This window comes from Myxococcus sp. MISCRS1 (genome assembly GCF_026626605.1).
Classification (GTDB): Bacteria; Myxococcota; Myxococcia; order Myxococcales; family Myxococcaceae; genus Myxococcus; species Myxococcus fulvus.
The window spans coordinates 6,667,713-6,684,082 of record NZ_JAPNKB010000001.1; the positions used below are offsets into that span (position 1 = coordinate 6,667,713).

11 protein-coding genes and 2 riboswitches are annotated in these 16,370 nt (G+C 73.1%); all 11 genes read left to right on the forward strand.

Annotation, left to right across the window (positions count from 1 at the left end; translation table 11 throughout):
- Positions 1-2 precede the first annotated feature (2 nt).
- The 11 genes from OWM54_RS26590 to OWM54_RS26640 all read left to right on the forward strand — a co-directional run bounded on the left by OWM54_RS26590 (position 3) and on the right by OWM54_RS26640 (position 16,351).
- Positions 3-599 carry an RNA polymerase sigma factor gene (locus OWM54_RS26590; RefSeq protein WP_223782690.1) on the forward strand — a complete coding sequence of 199 codons (597 nt, stop codon included), beginning with the start codon at positions 3-5 and terminating at the stop codon, positions 597-599.
- On the forward strand, positions 596-1,453 hold the full coding sequence (locus OWM54_RS26595) for a tetratricopeptide repeat protein (RefSeq protein WP_267699308.1): 858 nt from the start codon (positions 596-598) through the stop codon (positions 1,451-1,453). Before OWM54_RS26590 ends, OWM54_RS26595 begins: the two co-directional genes overlap by 4 nt.
- The gene (locus OWM54_RS26600) at positions 1,450-2,727 is read left to right on the forward strand and encodes a DUF7305 domain-containing protein (protein WP_267699309.1); all 1,278 of its coding nucleotides are present in this window, start codon (positions 1,450-1,452) and stop codon (positions 2,725-2,727) included. Before OWM54_RS26595 ends, OWM54_RS26600 begins: the two co-directional genes overlap by 4 nt.
- A gap of 75 nt (positions 2,728-2,802) precedes the next feature.
- Positions 2,803-3,324 carry an FHA domain-containing protein gene (locus OWM54_RS26605; protein WP_267699310.1) on the forward strand — a complete coding sequence of 174 codons (522 nt, stop codon included), beginning with the start codon at positions 2,803-2,805 and terminating at the stop codon, positions 3,322-3,324.
- Between the two features lie 9 nt (positions 3,325-3,333).
- A riboswitch (cobalamin riboswitch) is annotated at positions 3,334-3,581 on the forward strand.
- A gap of 58 nt (positions 3,582-3,639) precedes the next feature.
- The gene (locus OWM54_RS26610) at positions 3,640-5,601 is read left to right on the forward strand and encodes a TonB-dependent receptor plug domain-containing protein (protein WP_267699311.1); all 1,962 of its coding nucleotides are present in this window, start codon (positions 3,640-3,642) and stop codon (positions 5,599-5,601) included.
- Between the two features lie 333 nt (positions 5,602-5,934).
- On the forward strand, positions 5,935-7,548 hold the full coding sequence (locus OWM54_RS26615; RefSeq protein ID WP_267699312.1) for an MXAN_6577-like cysteine-rich protein: 1,614 nt from the start codon (positions 5,935-5,937) through the stop codon (positions 7,546-7,548).
- Between the two features lie 19 nt (positions 7,549-7,567).
- Positions 7,568-7,784: riboswitch (cobalamin riboswitch) on the forward strand.
- A gap of 184 nt (positions 7,785-7,968) precedes the next feature.
- Positions 7,969-9,345 (forward strand): hypothetical protein, encoded by a 1,377-nt coding sequence (locus OWM54_RS26620; RefSeq protein WP_267699313.1) that lies wholly within the window; start codon positions 7,969-7,971, stop codon positions 9,343-9,345.
- Positions 9,342-10,070: a cell surface protein gene (locus tag OWM54_RS26625; protein ID WP_223782685.1), complete on the forward strand. Its 729-nt coding sequence runs from the start codon at positions 9,342-9,344 to the stop codon at positions 10,068-10,070. The genes OWM54_RS26620 and OWM54_RS26625 overlap by 4 nt, the downstream gene beginning before the upstream one ends.
- Positions 10,067-10,558 (forward strand): ubiquinol-cytochrome c reductase iron-sulfur subunit, encoded by a 492-nt coding sequence (locus tag OWM54_RS26630; protein WP_223782684.1) that lies wholly within the window; start codon positions 10,067-10,069, stop codon positions 10,556-10,558. The genes OWM54_RS26625 and OWM54_RS26630 overlap by 4 nt, the downstream gene beginning before the upstream one ends.
- Before the next feature lie 151 nt (positions 10,559-10,709).
- A complete protein-coding gene (locus OWM54_RS26635; protein ID WP_223746948.1) occupies positions 10,710-12,392 on the forward strand; it encodes an FHA domain-containing protein in 1,683 nt (560 codons plus the stop codon).
- An 83-nt stretch (positions 12,393-12,475) separates the two neighbouring features.
- On the forward strand, positions 12,476-16,351 hold the full coding sequence (locus OWM54_RS26640; RefSeq protein ID WP_267699314.1) for a serine/threonine protein kinase: 3,876 nt from the start codon (positions 12,476-12,478) through the stop codon (positions 16,349-16,351).
- Positions 16,352-16,370: the final 19 nt, after the last annotated feature.

A 16,370-nucleotide genomic window follows, 5' to 3' on the forward strand; every position in this document is an offset into this window, starting at 1 on the left:
CGATGACGAGCACGGGTCCGGAGGCCATCGGCAGGGCAAGACCTGGAGTGGACCCGCGCATCCAGGCGGCCATCCAGGGGCGCAAGGAGGCCGCCGAGTCCTTGCTGCTGGAGCTCTTGCCGCGGGTGCGCAACCTGGTGCGCTACCTGGTGCACGGCGACGGGGACGTGGAGGACATCGCCCAGGAGGCGCTCATCGCGCTGCTCCGTGGGCTGCCCTCGTACCGGGGAGAGGGGCAGTTCCACTCGTGGGCGGACCGGGTGGTCGCGAGGACCACCTTCGCGTGGCTCCGGCGCGTCCGGGGCACCGAGGCGCGCAGGGGCGAGGAGCCGGCCGAGTTGATGGCGGTGCCGTCCGAGGACGCGCCGCCGGACGAGTACGTCCACCGCCGTCGCATGGTGATGCTGCTGGACCGTATCCCCGACGAGCAGCGGCATGCGATGGTGCTGCACCATGTGCTCGGCATGAGCGTGCCGGAGGTGTCGGACGAGCTGGGGATTCCCTTCGAGACGATTCGCAGCCGCCTGCGGCTGGGGCGCACGGCGCTGCGCGCGCTGGCCACGGATGCGGGTGGCACTCCGGAGGGAGGTGCGGCATGAGTCGGCTCGTGGATGAGGACGGGCCGGACGAGCTGCTTATGCCGTTGGATGACGGCTCCGGACCCGCGCGCCGGCTGTCGCGGCAGAAGTCCGCAGCGCTGGTGCAGGCCGCGCTCCTGGCCGCGATGGACGCGCCGTCGCCGCCGCCGCGTCGGCGACACCGGCCGCATTGGTGGATGGGCGGGGCCCTGCTCGTGGTCGGCGCCGCGGCGGTCGCGACCTGGCAGCTCTGGCGTCGCCAGGAGCCTGTTGCTCCGGAGGACACGGCGGTCATCGCTCCCTCCGCGCCGCTGATGCCCCGCGCCGAGCCCGTCGTGCCCGAGGTGCTCGCGCCGGAGCCGCCCGTGCCGTCGGTGGCTGATGCGGCCGCGCGAGCGCAGTCCGTGCCTCCAGGGCCGGAGGTGCCCGATGCGGTCGCTCTGGAGTCCATCACCCCGGTGAAGCCCCGGATGAGCGCGCCGTCCGCCGCGCCCGCGCCAGAGGACCTGCTGCGCCGGGCCAACGCGCATCGGGCCACCGGACAGTGGAAGGCGGCTGAGGCGCTCTACCTGCGCGTCATCCGCGCCGAGCCCCAGGGCATGTCCGCGTACGTCGCGCGCGTGGCCTCGGGCGCGCTGCGGCTGGAGCACCTGGGCGATGCGCGCGGGGCGCTGCGCCAGTACCAGGAGGCCCTGAAGGGCTGGCCCGGGGGCTTGTTGGAAGAAGAGGCGAGCCACGGTGTCACCGAGGCGCTGCGCGCGCTGGGGGACCGGGACGGCGAGGTGCGCGCGTTGGAGGACTTCCTCGCGCGTCACCCCGATTCGCCCCATGCCGTGGCGGCCCGGAAGCGGCTGAAGGAGGTCTCAGGTCGATGAGTCGCGCCAACGTGTCGCCGTGGAAGTCCGGGACGAAATTCCTCTGCGTGCTGGGGCTGGTGGGCGCCTGGAGCGCGTGCGAGGTGAAGGACCCGGTGGCCTTCATCGAGACGCCTCGCAACGACGCGGGGCCGGTGGCCTCGTCGGACGCCGGGCCGACGACGGGCGAGGGCGAGCAGCCCGCCGATGACCACACCGCCTTCTGCGCGTCCACGGGGCCGCTGCTCCTGGTGGGCGACAGCCTCACGGGCGCGAAGGTGTGCAGCGGGCACCTGGCCGAGCGGGCCTTCCGCTACGCGCTGTGCTCGTGCGAGCGGCTGGCCTTCAGCGCGTCGCTCACCACGGATGCGTTCAAGAGCTCGCTGGGCAAGTACGTGCCGGGCGGCAAGGGCGGCGCGGTGGCGACCAATGGCGGCGTCGCGGCCAACGACACGCTGACGATTGGCGGCGGGCTGAGCGCGGGCGGCGCGGACGGCATCCTGCTGGGGCGCGGCCTGTCGGTGGGCGGCGGGCTGTACAGCGGCGGTCCGCTCAGCGGCAACGTGTCCGCGCAGGTGACGGGGGACGCGTGGGTGCGCGGCGACGTGGGGCTCGCGTCGCTGAGCGTGGCGGGCAAGCTGGCGGTGCCCGCGGAGCGCAGCATGTCCGGCACGGTGACGGCCGCCGAGGTGCTGCGCGAGCCGGTGGACTCGGTGTCGCCGTGCGCGTGCGGGGACACCTCGTCGGTGGTGGACATCCAGGGCCTCATCGCCAACCACGCCCGCGAGAACCACAACGACGTCATCGACCTGGAGCCCTCGGCGCTGCAGGGCTTCACCGGCGAGCGCACGCTGGAGCTGCCGTGCGGGCGCTTCTTCCTGACGGGCATCGAGGGCCAGGGCCGGCTGAACCTCGTGGTGCGCGAGCGCACCGCGCTCTTCGTGCGGGACAGCGTCGTCATCGGCGAGCGGCTCTCGGTGGAGGTGGTGCCGCCGGGGGAGCTGGACTTGTTCGTGGGCGGCGACATGACGGTGGCCGGCCAGCTCCTGCTGGGGTCCGTGGACGCGCCGGCGAAGGTGCGCGTGTACGCCGCGGGGACGGGGACGCTGGGCATCTCCGCGGGCAGTGTGCTCGCGGGAAACCTCTACGCGCCCGGCGCCACGCTGACGCTCAGCGGCAACGCGGAGGTGTTCGGCTCCGTCTTCGTGCGCCACATCGAGTCGTCCGGCACGCTGGCGTTGCACTACGACGCCGACATCCTCTCGCTGGCGAGCGCCTGCGGAACCGTGGAGTGACGCAAGGGGGGGTGGACAGGGCGAGGGGGCGTGCACAGGTTTGCGTGCACACCTTCCCGGCCTGGAGGGCTCGTCGTGCTCCACCGTCTGTCCGCGCTGATGTCCCGGCTCCAGGAGGACCGCGAAGCCCTGCTGCGGGAGGTCGGGTGGCCCGTTCTGGTGTGGGACTCCATGCCGAGCCGTCCGCGCGCCGTGGCGCAGGCGGAGCCGCCGACGCTGAAGGTGCCGATTCCCTCGCGAGTCGTGGAGCCCGTGGTGTTCGAGCTGTGTCCGCGCTTCCCTGGCCGAGGGCCGGAGGTGACGGTGGGCCGCAGCCCCGAGTGCGACATCGTCCTGCCCGAGCCCACCGTGTCGCGACAGCACGCGCGCTTCCGTCCGGAACCGCACACCGAGGTGTGGAGCGTGACGGACCTGGAGAGCCACGGCGGCACCTTCGTGGAGGGGGTGCTGATTGTACCGGGGCGCTCGACGCCGCTGTTCAGCCAGGCCTCGCTACGACTGGGGGGCGCGCAGGTGGTGTTCCTGCAGGCGAGCGCCTTCGAGTCCTACGCGCGCGCGTGCGAGGTGTCGTCCCGGGTGCGCTTGACGCGCTGGTAGTCAGCTCCTAGAAGGGGTGCGCCCTTGGGTGCCCATGTCGGGCTTTCAAGAGGGAAGCCGGTGCGATTCCGGCGCGGTCCCGCCACTGTGAATGGGCAGCCCTGAGGTCAGGGCCGGGGACTTCGGTTGTCGCCACTCCGGCGGTGTCCAGGCGGACGCTCCGGGGGAAGGCGGAAGCCCCCTTCCAGCCAGACGCGTCGTGCGCCTGGAGCTGGAGTCCATCAGCCAGGAGACCTGCCCGAGGGTGCGGACGTGTCGCGTGGCGGCACGGGCGGATGGCCTTCTCTCTTCGATGGAGAGAGCGGAAGGCGGAGCATGCGGCGCACCTTCCTCGCCGGGCACCTGGTGTGCCTGGCGCTCAGCCTGCCTTCCGGAGCGCGCGCGCAGGCGACGGACGACGTCGTCGTGCCCGCGACGGTGGTGCGAGGCAAGGCGCCGCCGCCTCCCGACGCCCCCGAGCGCCGCGACCCCACGGGCGCCATCACCGTCATCGACGCGAGCGAGCATGCGGGCGAGGCGCGGGACACGGCGGAGCTGCTCGTGGGCTCGGTGGGGCTCGCGGTGCAGGACTCGGGTGGCTACGGGCAGAGCAAGAGCCTGGTGGTGCGCGGCGCGGCGTCGAACGGGGTGTTGGTGTTCCTGGATGGAATCCCGCTCAACGGCGCGGGCGGCATGGCGGACCTGTCGCAGGTGCCGGCCGCATTGGTGGAGCGACTGGAGGTGCTGCGCGGGGGCGCGGGGGCTCGCTATGGCTCGGGAGGGCTCGGCGGCGCGGTGAACATCGTCACGCGCGCGCCGTCGTCGCACGTGCGGGCCAGTGGAGAGGTGGTCTACGGGAGCTGGAACACGGCGCTGGGGCACGTGGCCATCACCGGGCCTTTGTTGGACGGGAACGCGCTGGTGCTGCTGCACGCGGGGCGCTCGGATGGGGACTTCGCGTACGAGCTGGATGAGCTGCCCGCGGTGCCGGACAACCCCGTCACGGCGGAGGCGCGCGCGCGCAACGACGCGAAGGGGGGAGGCGTGCTGCTGCGGTATCGGCGGCGGCTCCCGGGGGGCTCGCGGCTGGATGTGCTGTCCGAGCTGTCGCTGGAGGACCGCGCGATTCCGGGCACGGTGCAGAACCCCCAGTCCGCGGGGCGACAGGACCTGGACCGGTTGTCATTGGGCGTGCGGTGGTTGGGGACGCAGGCGAGTGCGAGGGGCTTCTTCCGTCGCGATGGCCTGGAGGTGACGGGGGGGCTGCTGGGGGCGGGAGGTCCGCAGCGGCATGTCGTGGGTGGGGTGGAGGTGGAGGGGCGGACGCTGCTCGAGGGCGGGCATGCGCTGACGGCCACGGTGGCGTCGTCGGGGGAGCAGGTCACCCAGGCGAGGGGCGCGCAGTCCGCGAGCTGGTGGCGCGGCAGTGTCATGGTGATGGACGAGTGGGCGCTGGTGGCTGACGTGTTGAGCGTCGTGCCGTCGCTGCGGTTCGAGCGGGTGGGGCCCTACTGGTTGTTCTCGCCGAAGGTCGGCGCGTGGCTGTCGTTGGGCGGAGGCGTGGGGCTTCGGGCGAACGCGGGACAGTCGCATCGCGCGCCGTCGTTCCTGGAGCTGTACATCCGTCAGGGGACGTTGTTGCCCAATCCGGGGCTGAGGCCCGAGCGGGCGCTCTACGCGGACGCGGCGGTGGTCTGGGACTCCCAGGCGACGGTGGCGGGGGCTCCTCGGTGGAGTGTGACGGCGGGCGGCTTCGCGGCGCTTTACGAGGACCTCATCGCGTACGAGCTGTATCCGCCGATGATGGCGCGGCCGTACAACTTCGACGCCGCGCGGGTGTGGGGCGCGGAGCTGGAGGCGGAGGCGCGGCTGTTCTCGTGGCTGTCGGCGAGCGGTGGCTACACGTGGCTGCGCACGCAGAACCGGTTTGGAGACCCGCGCTACTTCAACCAGGACCTGCCCAATCGCCCGCGACACAAGTGGGTGGGGCGCCTGCGCGCGGGGCCGGAGTGGCTCAACGCGCGCACCGAGGTGCTGTATCAGGCGTCGCAGTTCGTCAACCGCACGGGCACGCGCTCTCTGCCCTCGCGCACGCTGTGGAGCGTGGGGGCCTCCAGCACCTTCCTGCGCAGGCCCGAGGTGACGCTGTCGGTCGAGGTGAAGAACCTGCTCGACGCGCGGGTGCAGGATTTCACCGGCTTCCCGCTGCCAGGGCGCGCGGCGTACGCGACGCTCGCGGTGTCGCTCGAGCCGGCTCCTTCTGCTCCCGAGGGCTCGAATGCACCGCGCGCTCCGTGAGCCCGGACGCCGGAGTTGTTCCGGAGCGCGTGGCGTGCGAGGTGACACCGCGCCGTCGCCAGTCGGTGTGCGGTCCTCTCAGCCGCCCGCGCAACTCTCGCTGGGCCGCTCGGCTCATGAGCTGCGCGCCCTGCGCGCTCGCGTGCCCATGCCGGTCGTTCACGGCACCCGTTGCAGCGCCGTCCTCTCGCAGGGGGCATCTCGCACGCACGCTCCTCGCGTCCGGTTCGTCCGTGGGGCCCGCTCGCGAGGTGCGCGTCGCATGTGTTCGCTCTCCCTGGCACCGGTCGTTCGCGGTGATGCCGCGCCTGCCTTCCCCTTCCTGAGGACTCGATGCTTCCTGTTCCTTCCTTCGTAGCGCCCAGGCTGCTCGTCCTGTCGCTGCTCTGTGCCTCGGCGCTCGTGCTCACGGGCTGTCCGGATGAGGGCGTGGTCTGCACCTCCGGCCTCGTCGTCTGTGACGGCGCCTGCGTGGACACGCGGAGCGACACCGCGCACTGCGGCGCCTGTGGCACCACGTGCTCCTCGGGGGAGGTCTGTCAGGACGGCGCCTGTGGTTGCCGCGCGGGCACCGAGTCCTGCAACGGCGCCTGCGTGGACACCGCGACGGATGTCGCCCACTGCGGCGCGTGTGGCTCGGCCTGTGCCGCCGGGCAGGTCTGCGAGTCCGGCACCTGTCGCGAGGGCTGCTCCGAGGGGCTGCTGCGCTGCTCCGGCGCGTGCGTGGACGGCCAGACGGACGCGCTCCACTGCGGCGCCTGCGGCAACGTGTGCCCCGACGCGCAGTCCTGCCGCTCCGGGCGTTGCACCTACGACGTCGTGGCCGCGTGCTTCACCAACGGACAGCTCGTGGGCCTCCAGGCGGGGACGGACCAGCTCGGACCTCGCCGAGAGTTCGGCGCGGGCATCCAGGCGCTCGCGTCCTGGGATGGCTTCGTGCTCGGCGCGGACATGACCAACGGCAAGCTGCTCCAGGCGCCTGGAGGCAACCTGGGCGCGCTCGTCGAGGAGGACTCGCTGGGCGTCGTGTCCGGCTCCCCCAATGACATCCTCGTGGACCCGCCCCACGTGTACGTCATCGACTCGGTGAACAACACGCTCCAGGTGCTCCGCCGTGACGGCCCGTCCCACGGCAACGGCCTGGGCCTGCGCACCGTGGGGCAGTTGAACCTCGGCCCGAACACCAGCCCCCAGGCGCTCGCGCGCTTCGGCGACCTGCTCTACATCCCGCTCTTCGGCACCGGCAGCTCCAACTTCCAGCACGGCAACGCCGTGGCGCGCGTGGACATCTCCGACCCCACGCAGCCGCGCAAGGTGGACACGCTGTCGCTCACCGGCCTGGACCTGAAGCCCTTCGACGGCACGGGCTCCATGCCCCTGCCGTTCTCGGTGACGGCGACGCGCACCCACGTGTACGTGGCGCTCACCAACCTCAACCCCGCCAACGACTACCGCCCCAACGGGCCGGGCATGCTCGCGCGCATCGACCCCGCCACCGGCGCCGTCAGCGCCATCGACCTGGGCCAGGAGCGCTGCCTCAACGCGGGCTACGTGGAAGCCGTCGGTGACCAGCTCGTGGTCGCCTGCATCGGTGAGGCCATCTACGACACGGCCAACGGCTACCTCGCCACGTCCGTTCGCTCCACGGGGCTGGTGCTGGTGAAGAACGATGTCCCCGTGGCCTCCTACGCGCTGAATCCTGGCTGTCAGCCCGGCGCACCGGGTTGCCTGTTGTCGGTGGCCAGCCGCTTCGCCGTGTCCCGTGGCGCGGTGTACCTGGCGGACACCAACGCGGGCCGCGTCTTCGTCGTGGAGGTCGGTGACGGCACCCTCACCGAGCGCAGGGGCTACTCCACGCCCACCGCGAAGGGCCCCGCGCTGGAGGCGTGCCCGGTGGACCCTCGACGCCCCGTGTCCAACGCCATCGACGTCACCGCGCTCCATTGACAATGCCTGTCGCCCGCCATATCCCGGCCGCGTCCTCGGTGCCGTCGTGCGAACCACGGCGGCTCTAGGGAACCCGGTGCGAATCCGGGACTGCCCCGCAGCGGTGTGCAGGAACGACCGCCGTCATTGAAGCACTGGTCCCTCACGGGACTGGGAAGCGACGGCCACTAGGTGGGCGCCCTCCGGGGCTCCCGCGCCTGCGAGTCCGAAAACCTGCCGTGGACCCGTGCCCCTTGGGCACGGACATCACCGAGGCCTCCGAGGGGAGGCGGCGGAGGCGTCAGCCCATTCACCGCGCACCGTGGGGTGCTCGGGTGCCCGCCTTCGACCGCGTCCTCCTGGAAGCCCACCCGCCCGTGGGGGCGGAGAGGGACGAGGACGCAGATGAAGACGGCTGAATCGAAGCGCGCGAAACCTTGGATGAAGTCCGCATCACTGGCCGTGGCCTCCTTCGCCGTGGCCCTGCTCGGCACCGGTTGCAACCCGGAGTGTGTCGACCCGTTCGACTGCCGCGCCGACAATGGCGAGGCCCCCGCGGGACAGCAGTGGGTCTGCGTCGACGAGCGGTGCGAGACCGAGCCCCTCCCCACCACCCCGACCCCCGATGCGGGGACGCCGGATTCGGGCACGCCCGACGCGGGCCCGCCGGACTCCGGGACGCCGGATTCTGGTACGCCGGACTCCGGCACGCCCGACGCGGGTCAGCCGGACTCGGGCACGCCCGACGCGGGTGAGCCGGATGCAGGTGCGCCGGACGCGGGTGAGCCGGATGCCGGCCCCGTGGTGGTCGACTGCGCGACGGTGCCGCTGGACCCGAAGCTGGGCACGCTCGTGCTCCAGCCGGGCTTCGTCGCCGCCGAGTCCGTGGCGCTGTCGCCGGACATCCTCGCGCTCGGTGCTTCTCCGGGCCCCACGTATGCGTTCTACGGCATCCAGGGACGAGGCAAGGACGCCGCGCTGTACTCGCTGGGCACCTGGCCCGACCTCCTGCCGGGCACCACGAAGCTCTTCGACATCATCACCCCCGCGGACCGCGAGGGCGGCGCCACGGTGTACCCGAACGGCTATGTCATCAACGACGGCCTGCGCGTCTTCACCGGCTACACGCTGGGCGCCACGGGCTCGCCGGGCAACGTCGCCGCGTATGACCTGGCCACGCCGGCCCACTCGAGCTTCGTCGTCGCGCCCAAGAACTTCTCCGCGGCGGCCTTCTCGTCCGGGGAGCTGAGCGCGGTGCTCGTCAACGGCGGCGGTCTGGGCTCGGCCTCCGACCTGGCTGTCTATGGTCTCGTGACGTCCACGGACCCCATGGGCACGGTGCGCGCGGTCAACTTCCCGCAGGGTGACGTGGTGGGAAGCGGCTTCACCGCCGTGACGGACACGGGCGTCGCCGCGCTGGGCTACTTCGACCAGAACTTCGTCAACGTCCTCCACGGCGTGGCGCCCACGACGCTCGCCACCGCCATCACCAGCGGCACGCCGCTGGACCTGGGCACGCAAGCGAAGGTCGACGTGGGCAGCGACTTCAACGACGTCGCGGCCTTCGGCGGTGGCGTGGTGCTCAACCGCGGCGCCTACGCTCCCCCGGACTACGACTTCGTCGCCACCGACGTGTCCCGCTACGCGCTGTCCGTCGGCGCGAATGACGCCGTGACGGTGGGCGCGCGCGTGCCCGTGCTCACCTACGTCAACCAGTGCACCACGGTGCGGATGCTCAAGGCGCTCGGCTCCGACGTGCTCGTCGGCGTGGCTGACCGCAACGGCCGGCGCCTGGTGCGCCTCCAGGTGGCGCCGTGAGCACGCGCGCCTCCTCGTGGTTCGGTCGCGGCACCGTGCTCGCCCTGGCGCTGAGCCTGTCCGCGTGCGGTGGGGACGAGGCTCCCGTCACGGACGACGACGCGGGGCCCGGTGACTCGGGGACCGACGCGAGCCCCTCGCGGCCCGCGGACCCGTACGCCGACGAAGTGGTCGAGTACCTGCCCGGCCCCGGCGCGGGCTTCGGACAGGACCGCTTCCCGTCCATCGTCCTGGGCGCGCCGGTGGGCGCGGGGCTGGACAGCGGCTCGCTGGATGTCCTCTCGCTGGGGCAGGGTGGCTCCATCACCCTGCGCTTCACGGACCTCGCGGTGGTGGATGGCCCGGGCGTGGACCTGCTCGTCTTCGAGAACGGCTTCCTCATCGCCGGAGGCCCGCGCGCCTTCACCGAGCGGGGCCGCGTCTCGGTGAGCGATGACGGCGTGCAGTGGCACGAGTTCCCCTGCGCCCCCTCGGACGCGACGAACAACTACCCGGGCTGCGCGGGCGTGCGTCCCGTGACGGCCAACCCCGCCGCTGGCATCAGCGCCACGGACCCCGCCGTGGCCGGCGGTGACGGGTTCGACCTGGCCACCGTGGGCCTCGCCCGGGCGCGCTACGTGCGCATCGTCGACGCGGGCACCAACGGCTCGGCGGGCACCTCCGCGGGGTTCGACCTGGACGCCGTCGCCGTGGTGAACGGCGTGTCGCTGACCGCCGCGCCATGACGGACCTGGACCGCCGCGCCGCGCTCCTCACGTTGGCCCGGGGCGGCTGTGCCCTGGCCACGCTGGGCGCGGGGTGCGGCGGCGAGTGGCGGGAGGCCATCGTCCTGGCCCCTCCGCCCGAGGGCGCCTCCTGCCCCGACCTCCCCCAGCCCGGCACCGCCGCCGAGGGCTGGGTGGAGGTGCGGCTCGAAGCGCATCCGGGCCTCGAGTCCCCCGGAGGCCACGCCCGGGTGCATGCGCCTGAGGCCCTGCTGGACGTGCTGCTCGTCCACACGACGCCCGGGTGCTTCGTGGCGCTGTGGCGCATCTGCACGCACGGCGACTGCGGCGTGGACTGGCGGCCCGGGGAGGGCGTGGTGGAGTGCCCCTGTCACGGCTCGCGCTTCGCCCTGGACGGCGCCGTCCTCCAGGGCCCGGCCCGGCGGCCGCTGGCGGCGTTCACCGCGGTGCGGCAAGGCGCGTCCGTCTTCATCCACCGACCCCGCTGAGCCCCGCACCCGAGGGAGCGGCCCGGCGCACTGTCAGTCCTGACCCGGCGACGGGCCTTTGCGCCGGGAGTCCGGGTCAGCCCCGTCCCCCTCCGGGGCACAGGTCTCCCTCTCTTACGTTGAGAGAGAGTCGTGTAATGTCGGGGATTCGATGTGGCAGATCATCATCAACGGGCCCGGCTACTTCGACACGTCCTATGACTTGCCCGAGGGCGTGACGAGCCTGGGCCGCGCCGACGAGAACGACATCGTGCTGGGCGGAGACCTGGTCTCGCGCCGGCACGCGCGCCTCTACGTGGAGGCGGACATCCTGCGCATCGAGGACCTGGGCAGCCGCAACGGCAGCCGCGTCAACGGCGCGCCCCTGCAGGGCTCCCGGCAGCTGTCCCCCGGCGACTCCGTGGCGCTGGGCGAGAACACGCTCGCGGTGCGCCAGCCCAACACCGTGGAGAACGCCGCCACGGAGATGGTGGACCTGGGCGCCGGCGGCGTCGTGCGCTTCGGCCACGGACAGGACGTGGGCCCGTCGGTCCTGCTCGCCAAGAGCGTGCGCGACGCGGACGTGCTGCGCCTGCTCGACAACGTGGGGCCGGTGCCCTTCGAGGACTTCAACCAGCAGGCCTCGTTCGTCCCCCCGGCCAGCCCCCGCGTGGCGCAGGAGACGCTGGTGCTGATGTTCCGCACCGCGGAGGCGCTCTCCACCGCCACCACGCTGTCCACCTTCCTGGACCTGACGATGGACCGGCTGCTGGAGCGCACCGACGCCACCACGGCGGTGGTGCTGCTCAAGCACCCCACGGGCGCGCTCGTCCCCGCGGCGGTGCGCCACCGGGGACGGCTGGCCAAGGGCGAGGTGCCGGTGTCCGACGCCATCGTCGACGAGGCGCTGCGCCAGGGCCGCGCGCTCGCGGTGGGCGACGTGCGCGACGACCGCCGCTTCGCCGCGCGCGAGAGCGTCATCCTCTACGGCGTGGCCAGCGTGCTGTGCATCCCCATCGGCTCCGAGGCCCCGTACCAGGGCGTGCTCTACGTCAACACCTCCGCCAAGGGCGACGGGCTGGAGCCCATGCTGGACGCGTGCTCGGCGGTGGCGCACCTGGTGGCCACCGGCGTGCAGAAGTTCTCCCCGCGCGACGGCGGCGCCACGCAGGAGCGACTGCGCCGCTCGCTGGAGCGCTTCCACCCGCCCGACGTCGCCGAGCGCCGCGCCACCGAGGCCCAGCGCCAGGGCGGCCGCCTGCCGGGCCTGGAGGAGCGCACCCTCACCGTGCTGCACGTGGAGCTGGTGGGCTTCCCCGCGCTGGCGTCGCGCATCGGCGGGGCCAAGGCGACCAGCCTGCTGAGCGACTTCCACTCGCGCGCCACCGGCATCGTGTTCAGCTTCGAGGCCACCGTGGAGTCCTTCATCGGTGAGTCCATGCGGGCCCTGTTCGGCGTGCCGTACGTGAAGGGCGAGGACTCCGTGCGGGCGGTGCGGGCGGCCTTGGCCCTGCGCTCGGACTGGGAGCGGGCGATGAGCCGCCGTCCCCTGGACGAGCGCTGCTCGCTCCGGATGGCCCTGCACACCACGCGCGCCCTGGTGGGGATGATCGGCAACGAGGTCCGCCCCGACTACACCGCCGTGGGCGAGGGCATGTCCGTGGCCACCTGGCTGGCGGCGACGGGCAACCCCGGGCAGGTGTTGATTTCCGGTAAGGTGCTGGCGGCCGTGGCGGCCCGCTTCGACGTGATGCCCCTGGGGGAGCGGCTGGTGCGCCCCCCCAAGGAGAAGGTGGCCGCCTTCGAGGTCCTCGACGAGGACGTCGGGGTGTTGACCAACCCCGGCCTGCGGTGAAACCCCCTGCGGCAGGTTGACGGGTTGATGGACCAGGGCAAGCCAGGGTTCAATGGGCGCCCGAGTGGTGGACCCCCGCCCCCATGAACGCTCATAACCCCTCCGCCCGGCTGCGCCCGTTCCGGCCCCAGCCCTTTGGCCGGTACACCCTCCTGTCCCATCTGGCGACGGGCGGCATGGGTGAAATCTATCTCGCGAGGCTGGAGGGCGCGCAGGGCTTCGAGAAGCTCTGCGTCATCAAGAAGATCCTCCCGCAGCTCGCCGAGGACACCGACTTCGTCGAGCGCTTCGTGGGGGAGGCGCGCACGCTCGTCCGCCTGAGCCACGGCTCCATCGCCCAGGTGCTGGACATGGGGCTGCACGAGGGCGAGGCTTACATGGCCCTCGAGCACGTGGACGGCAAGGACCTGCGCAAGGTGGCCGCCCGGGTGGGGGACAGGCAGGTTCCGCTGCCGCTGACGTTCATCCTCTACGTCATGGGCCGGGTGCTGGACGCGCTGGCGTACGCGCACCGCAAGAAGGACGACGACGGGGAGGACCTGAAGCTGGTCCACCGGGACATCTCGCCGCAGAACATCCTCATCTCCTACGAGGGGGAGGTGAAGGTCATCGACTTCGGGCTGGCCAAGAGCCGGCTGTCGGCGGCGAAGACGAACCCGAGCATCATCCTGGGCAAGTTCCTCTACATGTCCCCGGAGCAGGCCCGGCACCAGCCGGTGGACCGGCGCGCGGACCTGTACGCGGTGGGCCTGACGCTCTACGAGCTCATCTGTGGGAAGAACCCCTTCGACGGCATCCACCCCGGCGAGCTGATGTCCGTGGTGGCCAACCCGAAGGTGGCGCCGCTGGACGAGGTGGAGCCGCTCACGCCGCGCTCGGTGACGGCGCTGGTGGCCAAGGCGCTGGAGGTGGACCCGGCGCAGCGCTTCCAGACGGCGGAGGAGTTCCGCGGCCGGCTGCAGGCGTGCCTGATGGAGATCGACCCCAGCGCGGGGCCGGAGAGCGTCAGCCGCTTCATGCGCGAGCTGTTCACCGCGGACTTCCAGTCCGAGCGCCGGCTGCTCGCGAGCCTCAAGGACGTGCCGCGCGGTGGCTACGCCGAGGCGCGCGCCGCGGCTCCGGAGCCCTCGGAGGAGGGGGCCGCGCCGCGTCCGTCGCCGCCCGCGGGGGCGATGTTGCCGGCGAAGACCATCCGCCTGGATGGGCCGGTGGAGGCGCTGTCCTTCCATCCGACGCGGCGCAGTCGCGATGGTGGGCCCGTGGATGACGGGGAGACGCGTCCGGGCATCCCGATGGACGAGTCCACCCGGCCCGCCTTCCCGCTGGAGGCGCTGGAGGAGGAGGCTCGGGTGCGGGCGGCCCGGCTGAATCCGGACACGTCGCCCTCCCTGTCCGTGGAGGTGGCGCCCGAGGTGGCCGCCCGCCCGCCCGCGCCGCCGCCCGCCGTCGCGCCCGCGCCTCGGCCGCCGTCGCAGACGCGCGAGGTCCCGCTCACGACCATGCCCGCGGAGGCGATTCCTCCCGCCCCGCCACCGTCACCTTCGCGCCCGGACACGCGGCCCACGGAGCTGGAGCTGCTGCCCGTGGGCGCGGTCGTCGGCCCCGCGGACGGGCAGGGGAGCCCCTACGACGCCACCGACCCCCGCGCGGAGCCGCTGCGTCCCTTCGGTGAGGACCCGCGTGGCGCGGCGTCCCGGCCCCCCACGTTCAGCGGCGGGAACCCGCGTCCTCCTCCGCCTCCCGTCACACCGCCTCCCGCGGCGGTGATGCCCCAGCGGCAGGCGCTCGTGCCTCCTGGCGCGCCGGCACCGGCGTCTCCGGCGCGCTCCGGGGTGATGGTGATGCCCGCTGTCAGCGTGCCTTCCGAGGCGCCGGCTTCGGGTGTGACGACGCGGCCTGGACCTGGGGCCGCGATGCCCTTCGCGGGTGAGCAGCCCGCGTCCGGTGTGACGACGCGGCCTGGACCTGGGGCCTCGATGCCGTTCGCGGGTGAGCAGCCCGCATCCGGTGTGACGACGCGGCCTGGACCTGGGGCCGCGATGCCCTTCGCGGGTGAGCAGCCCGCGTCGGGTGTGACGACGCGGCCTGGACCTGGGGCCTCGGTGCCCTTCGCGGGTGAGCAGCCCGCGTCGGGTGTGACGACGCGGCCAGGACCGGGGGCCTCGGTGCCCTCGGCTGGCGAGGCGCCGGCGTCCGGCGTGACGACGCGACCCGGACCTGGGGCCGCGATGCCCTTCGCGGGCGAGCAGCCCGCATCCGGTGTGACGACGCGGCCAGGACCTGGGGCAGCCACCGCCGCGCCGCCCCCAGGTTCTCCGTCGCGCTCGGGCGCGATGACCATGCCTCCGGCCGCCGCGTCCGCGCGCGGTGGCTCCCTGACGTCGAACCCCGGCGTGCCGTCGCGCTCGGGTGCGATGTCGATGCCCGACGCGGCGCTGACGTCGAACCCCGGCGTGCCGTCGCGCTCGGGAGTGATGACAGGGCAGGGCGCCGCGTTGACGTCGAACCCCGGCGTGCCGTCGCGCTCGGGCGCGTTGCCGGTGCAGGGCGCCGCGTTGACGTCGAACCCCGGTGTGCCGTCGCGCTCGGGCGCGTTGCCGGTGCAGGGCGCCGCGTTGACGTCGAACCCCGGTGTGCCGTCGCGCTCGGGCGCGAAGGTGGGCGAGCCGGGCGTGGTGGTCTCCTATCTCGAGTCTTCGGGCGGTGACGCGGACGGCGAGCTGCCGGTGCTCACGCCCGAGCAGATGGGACACGGCGAGCCGTCGGAGCGCCTGGAGGAGATGGACACGAACCCCCGGGCGTCGCGGCCCGGGCGAGCGGAGCGCTACGAGGACACGCACCCGCGCGCGCCTCGGGACGCGGACACGGACCCTCGGGGTCCACGCGTGGCGGACATGCAGGCCCGCGCCGCCGTCCACGAGGACACCCAGCCTCGCGTCGTCCTGGACGAGAGCCTCCTGCGTGACGCGGAGGGCGTCGCGCGCGACGACGAGGAGCGCTCGGGTGTCTCGCGTCCGAAGACGGGCTCGCGCCGTGTGAGGCCGTCCTCTCCGGGCATGGCGCCCGCGCCGGGGCGACGCACGGGTGTCAGCCGTCCCGTGGTCGTCGCCGTGCCCGAGGAGGAGGAAGAGGACGCGGACGTGCGCGTGTCCATGGCCTCGCACGAGGAGACGCGGCGCACGTCGGTGCCCTCGCGGCCCAACGTCCCCGTCCGTCGCCCGTCGGAGGACACGCGCAAGACCACCGTGCCCAAGCGCGGCAAGCGCAGCTCCGCGCTGACGTGGGTGGTGGTGCTGGGCGGCTTGGGTGCGCTGACGGCGGGAGCGGCGTTCCTCCTGTCGGACCCCCAGGTCCGGGGAATGGTGATGAACCAGCTCGGGCAGCTCGGCCTCGTCGCCAAGGGGCCCGAGGGAGCTCCGGCTCCGAGCCCCGTGGCTCCAGGCGCGAAGGCCTCGAAGGCCCCTGGGGACGGCGCCGCGGAGCCCAAGCCGGGCGCCGTGGTGGCGGAGCAGGCCCCCGTGGAGGCGGCGGCCCCTGGCGAGCAGGCCCCGGCTGACAATCCCGCGGCGGTGGACAGCCCGCCGTCCGCGCCTCCCGAGGCCGAGGCGGCCACCGCGCCGAAGAGCGCCGAGGACGATGACGGCTCGTTGCTGGCGCCCCTGGGGAAGCCGGCTCCGAAGGCCCCCGCGCCGAAGCGCGCCAACACCAATCGCGTGCGCATCATCAAGGGCGCGGGCCCGCAGACCGAGCTGGCACGCGAGTGGAAGGCGGCGAACGCCGAGTTCAAGAAGCTCGAGGCCCTCCGGTCCTGCGACAACCTGGGGTTCCTCTGCCAGAAGCGGGACGACCTGGATGAAGAAGTCGCCGCCGCCCAAGGGGAGTCCAACCCCGAGCTCTTGAAGACGGTGAGGAACTTCAGGAAGCAGGTCCAAGGCAAGCTGGCGTCAGGCGACCCGTGACGCCGTTGCCGTCGTCCTC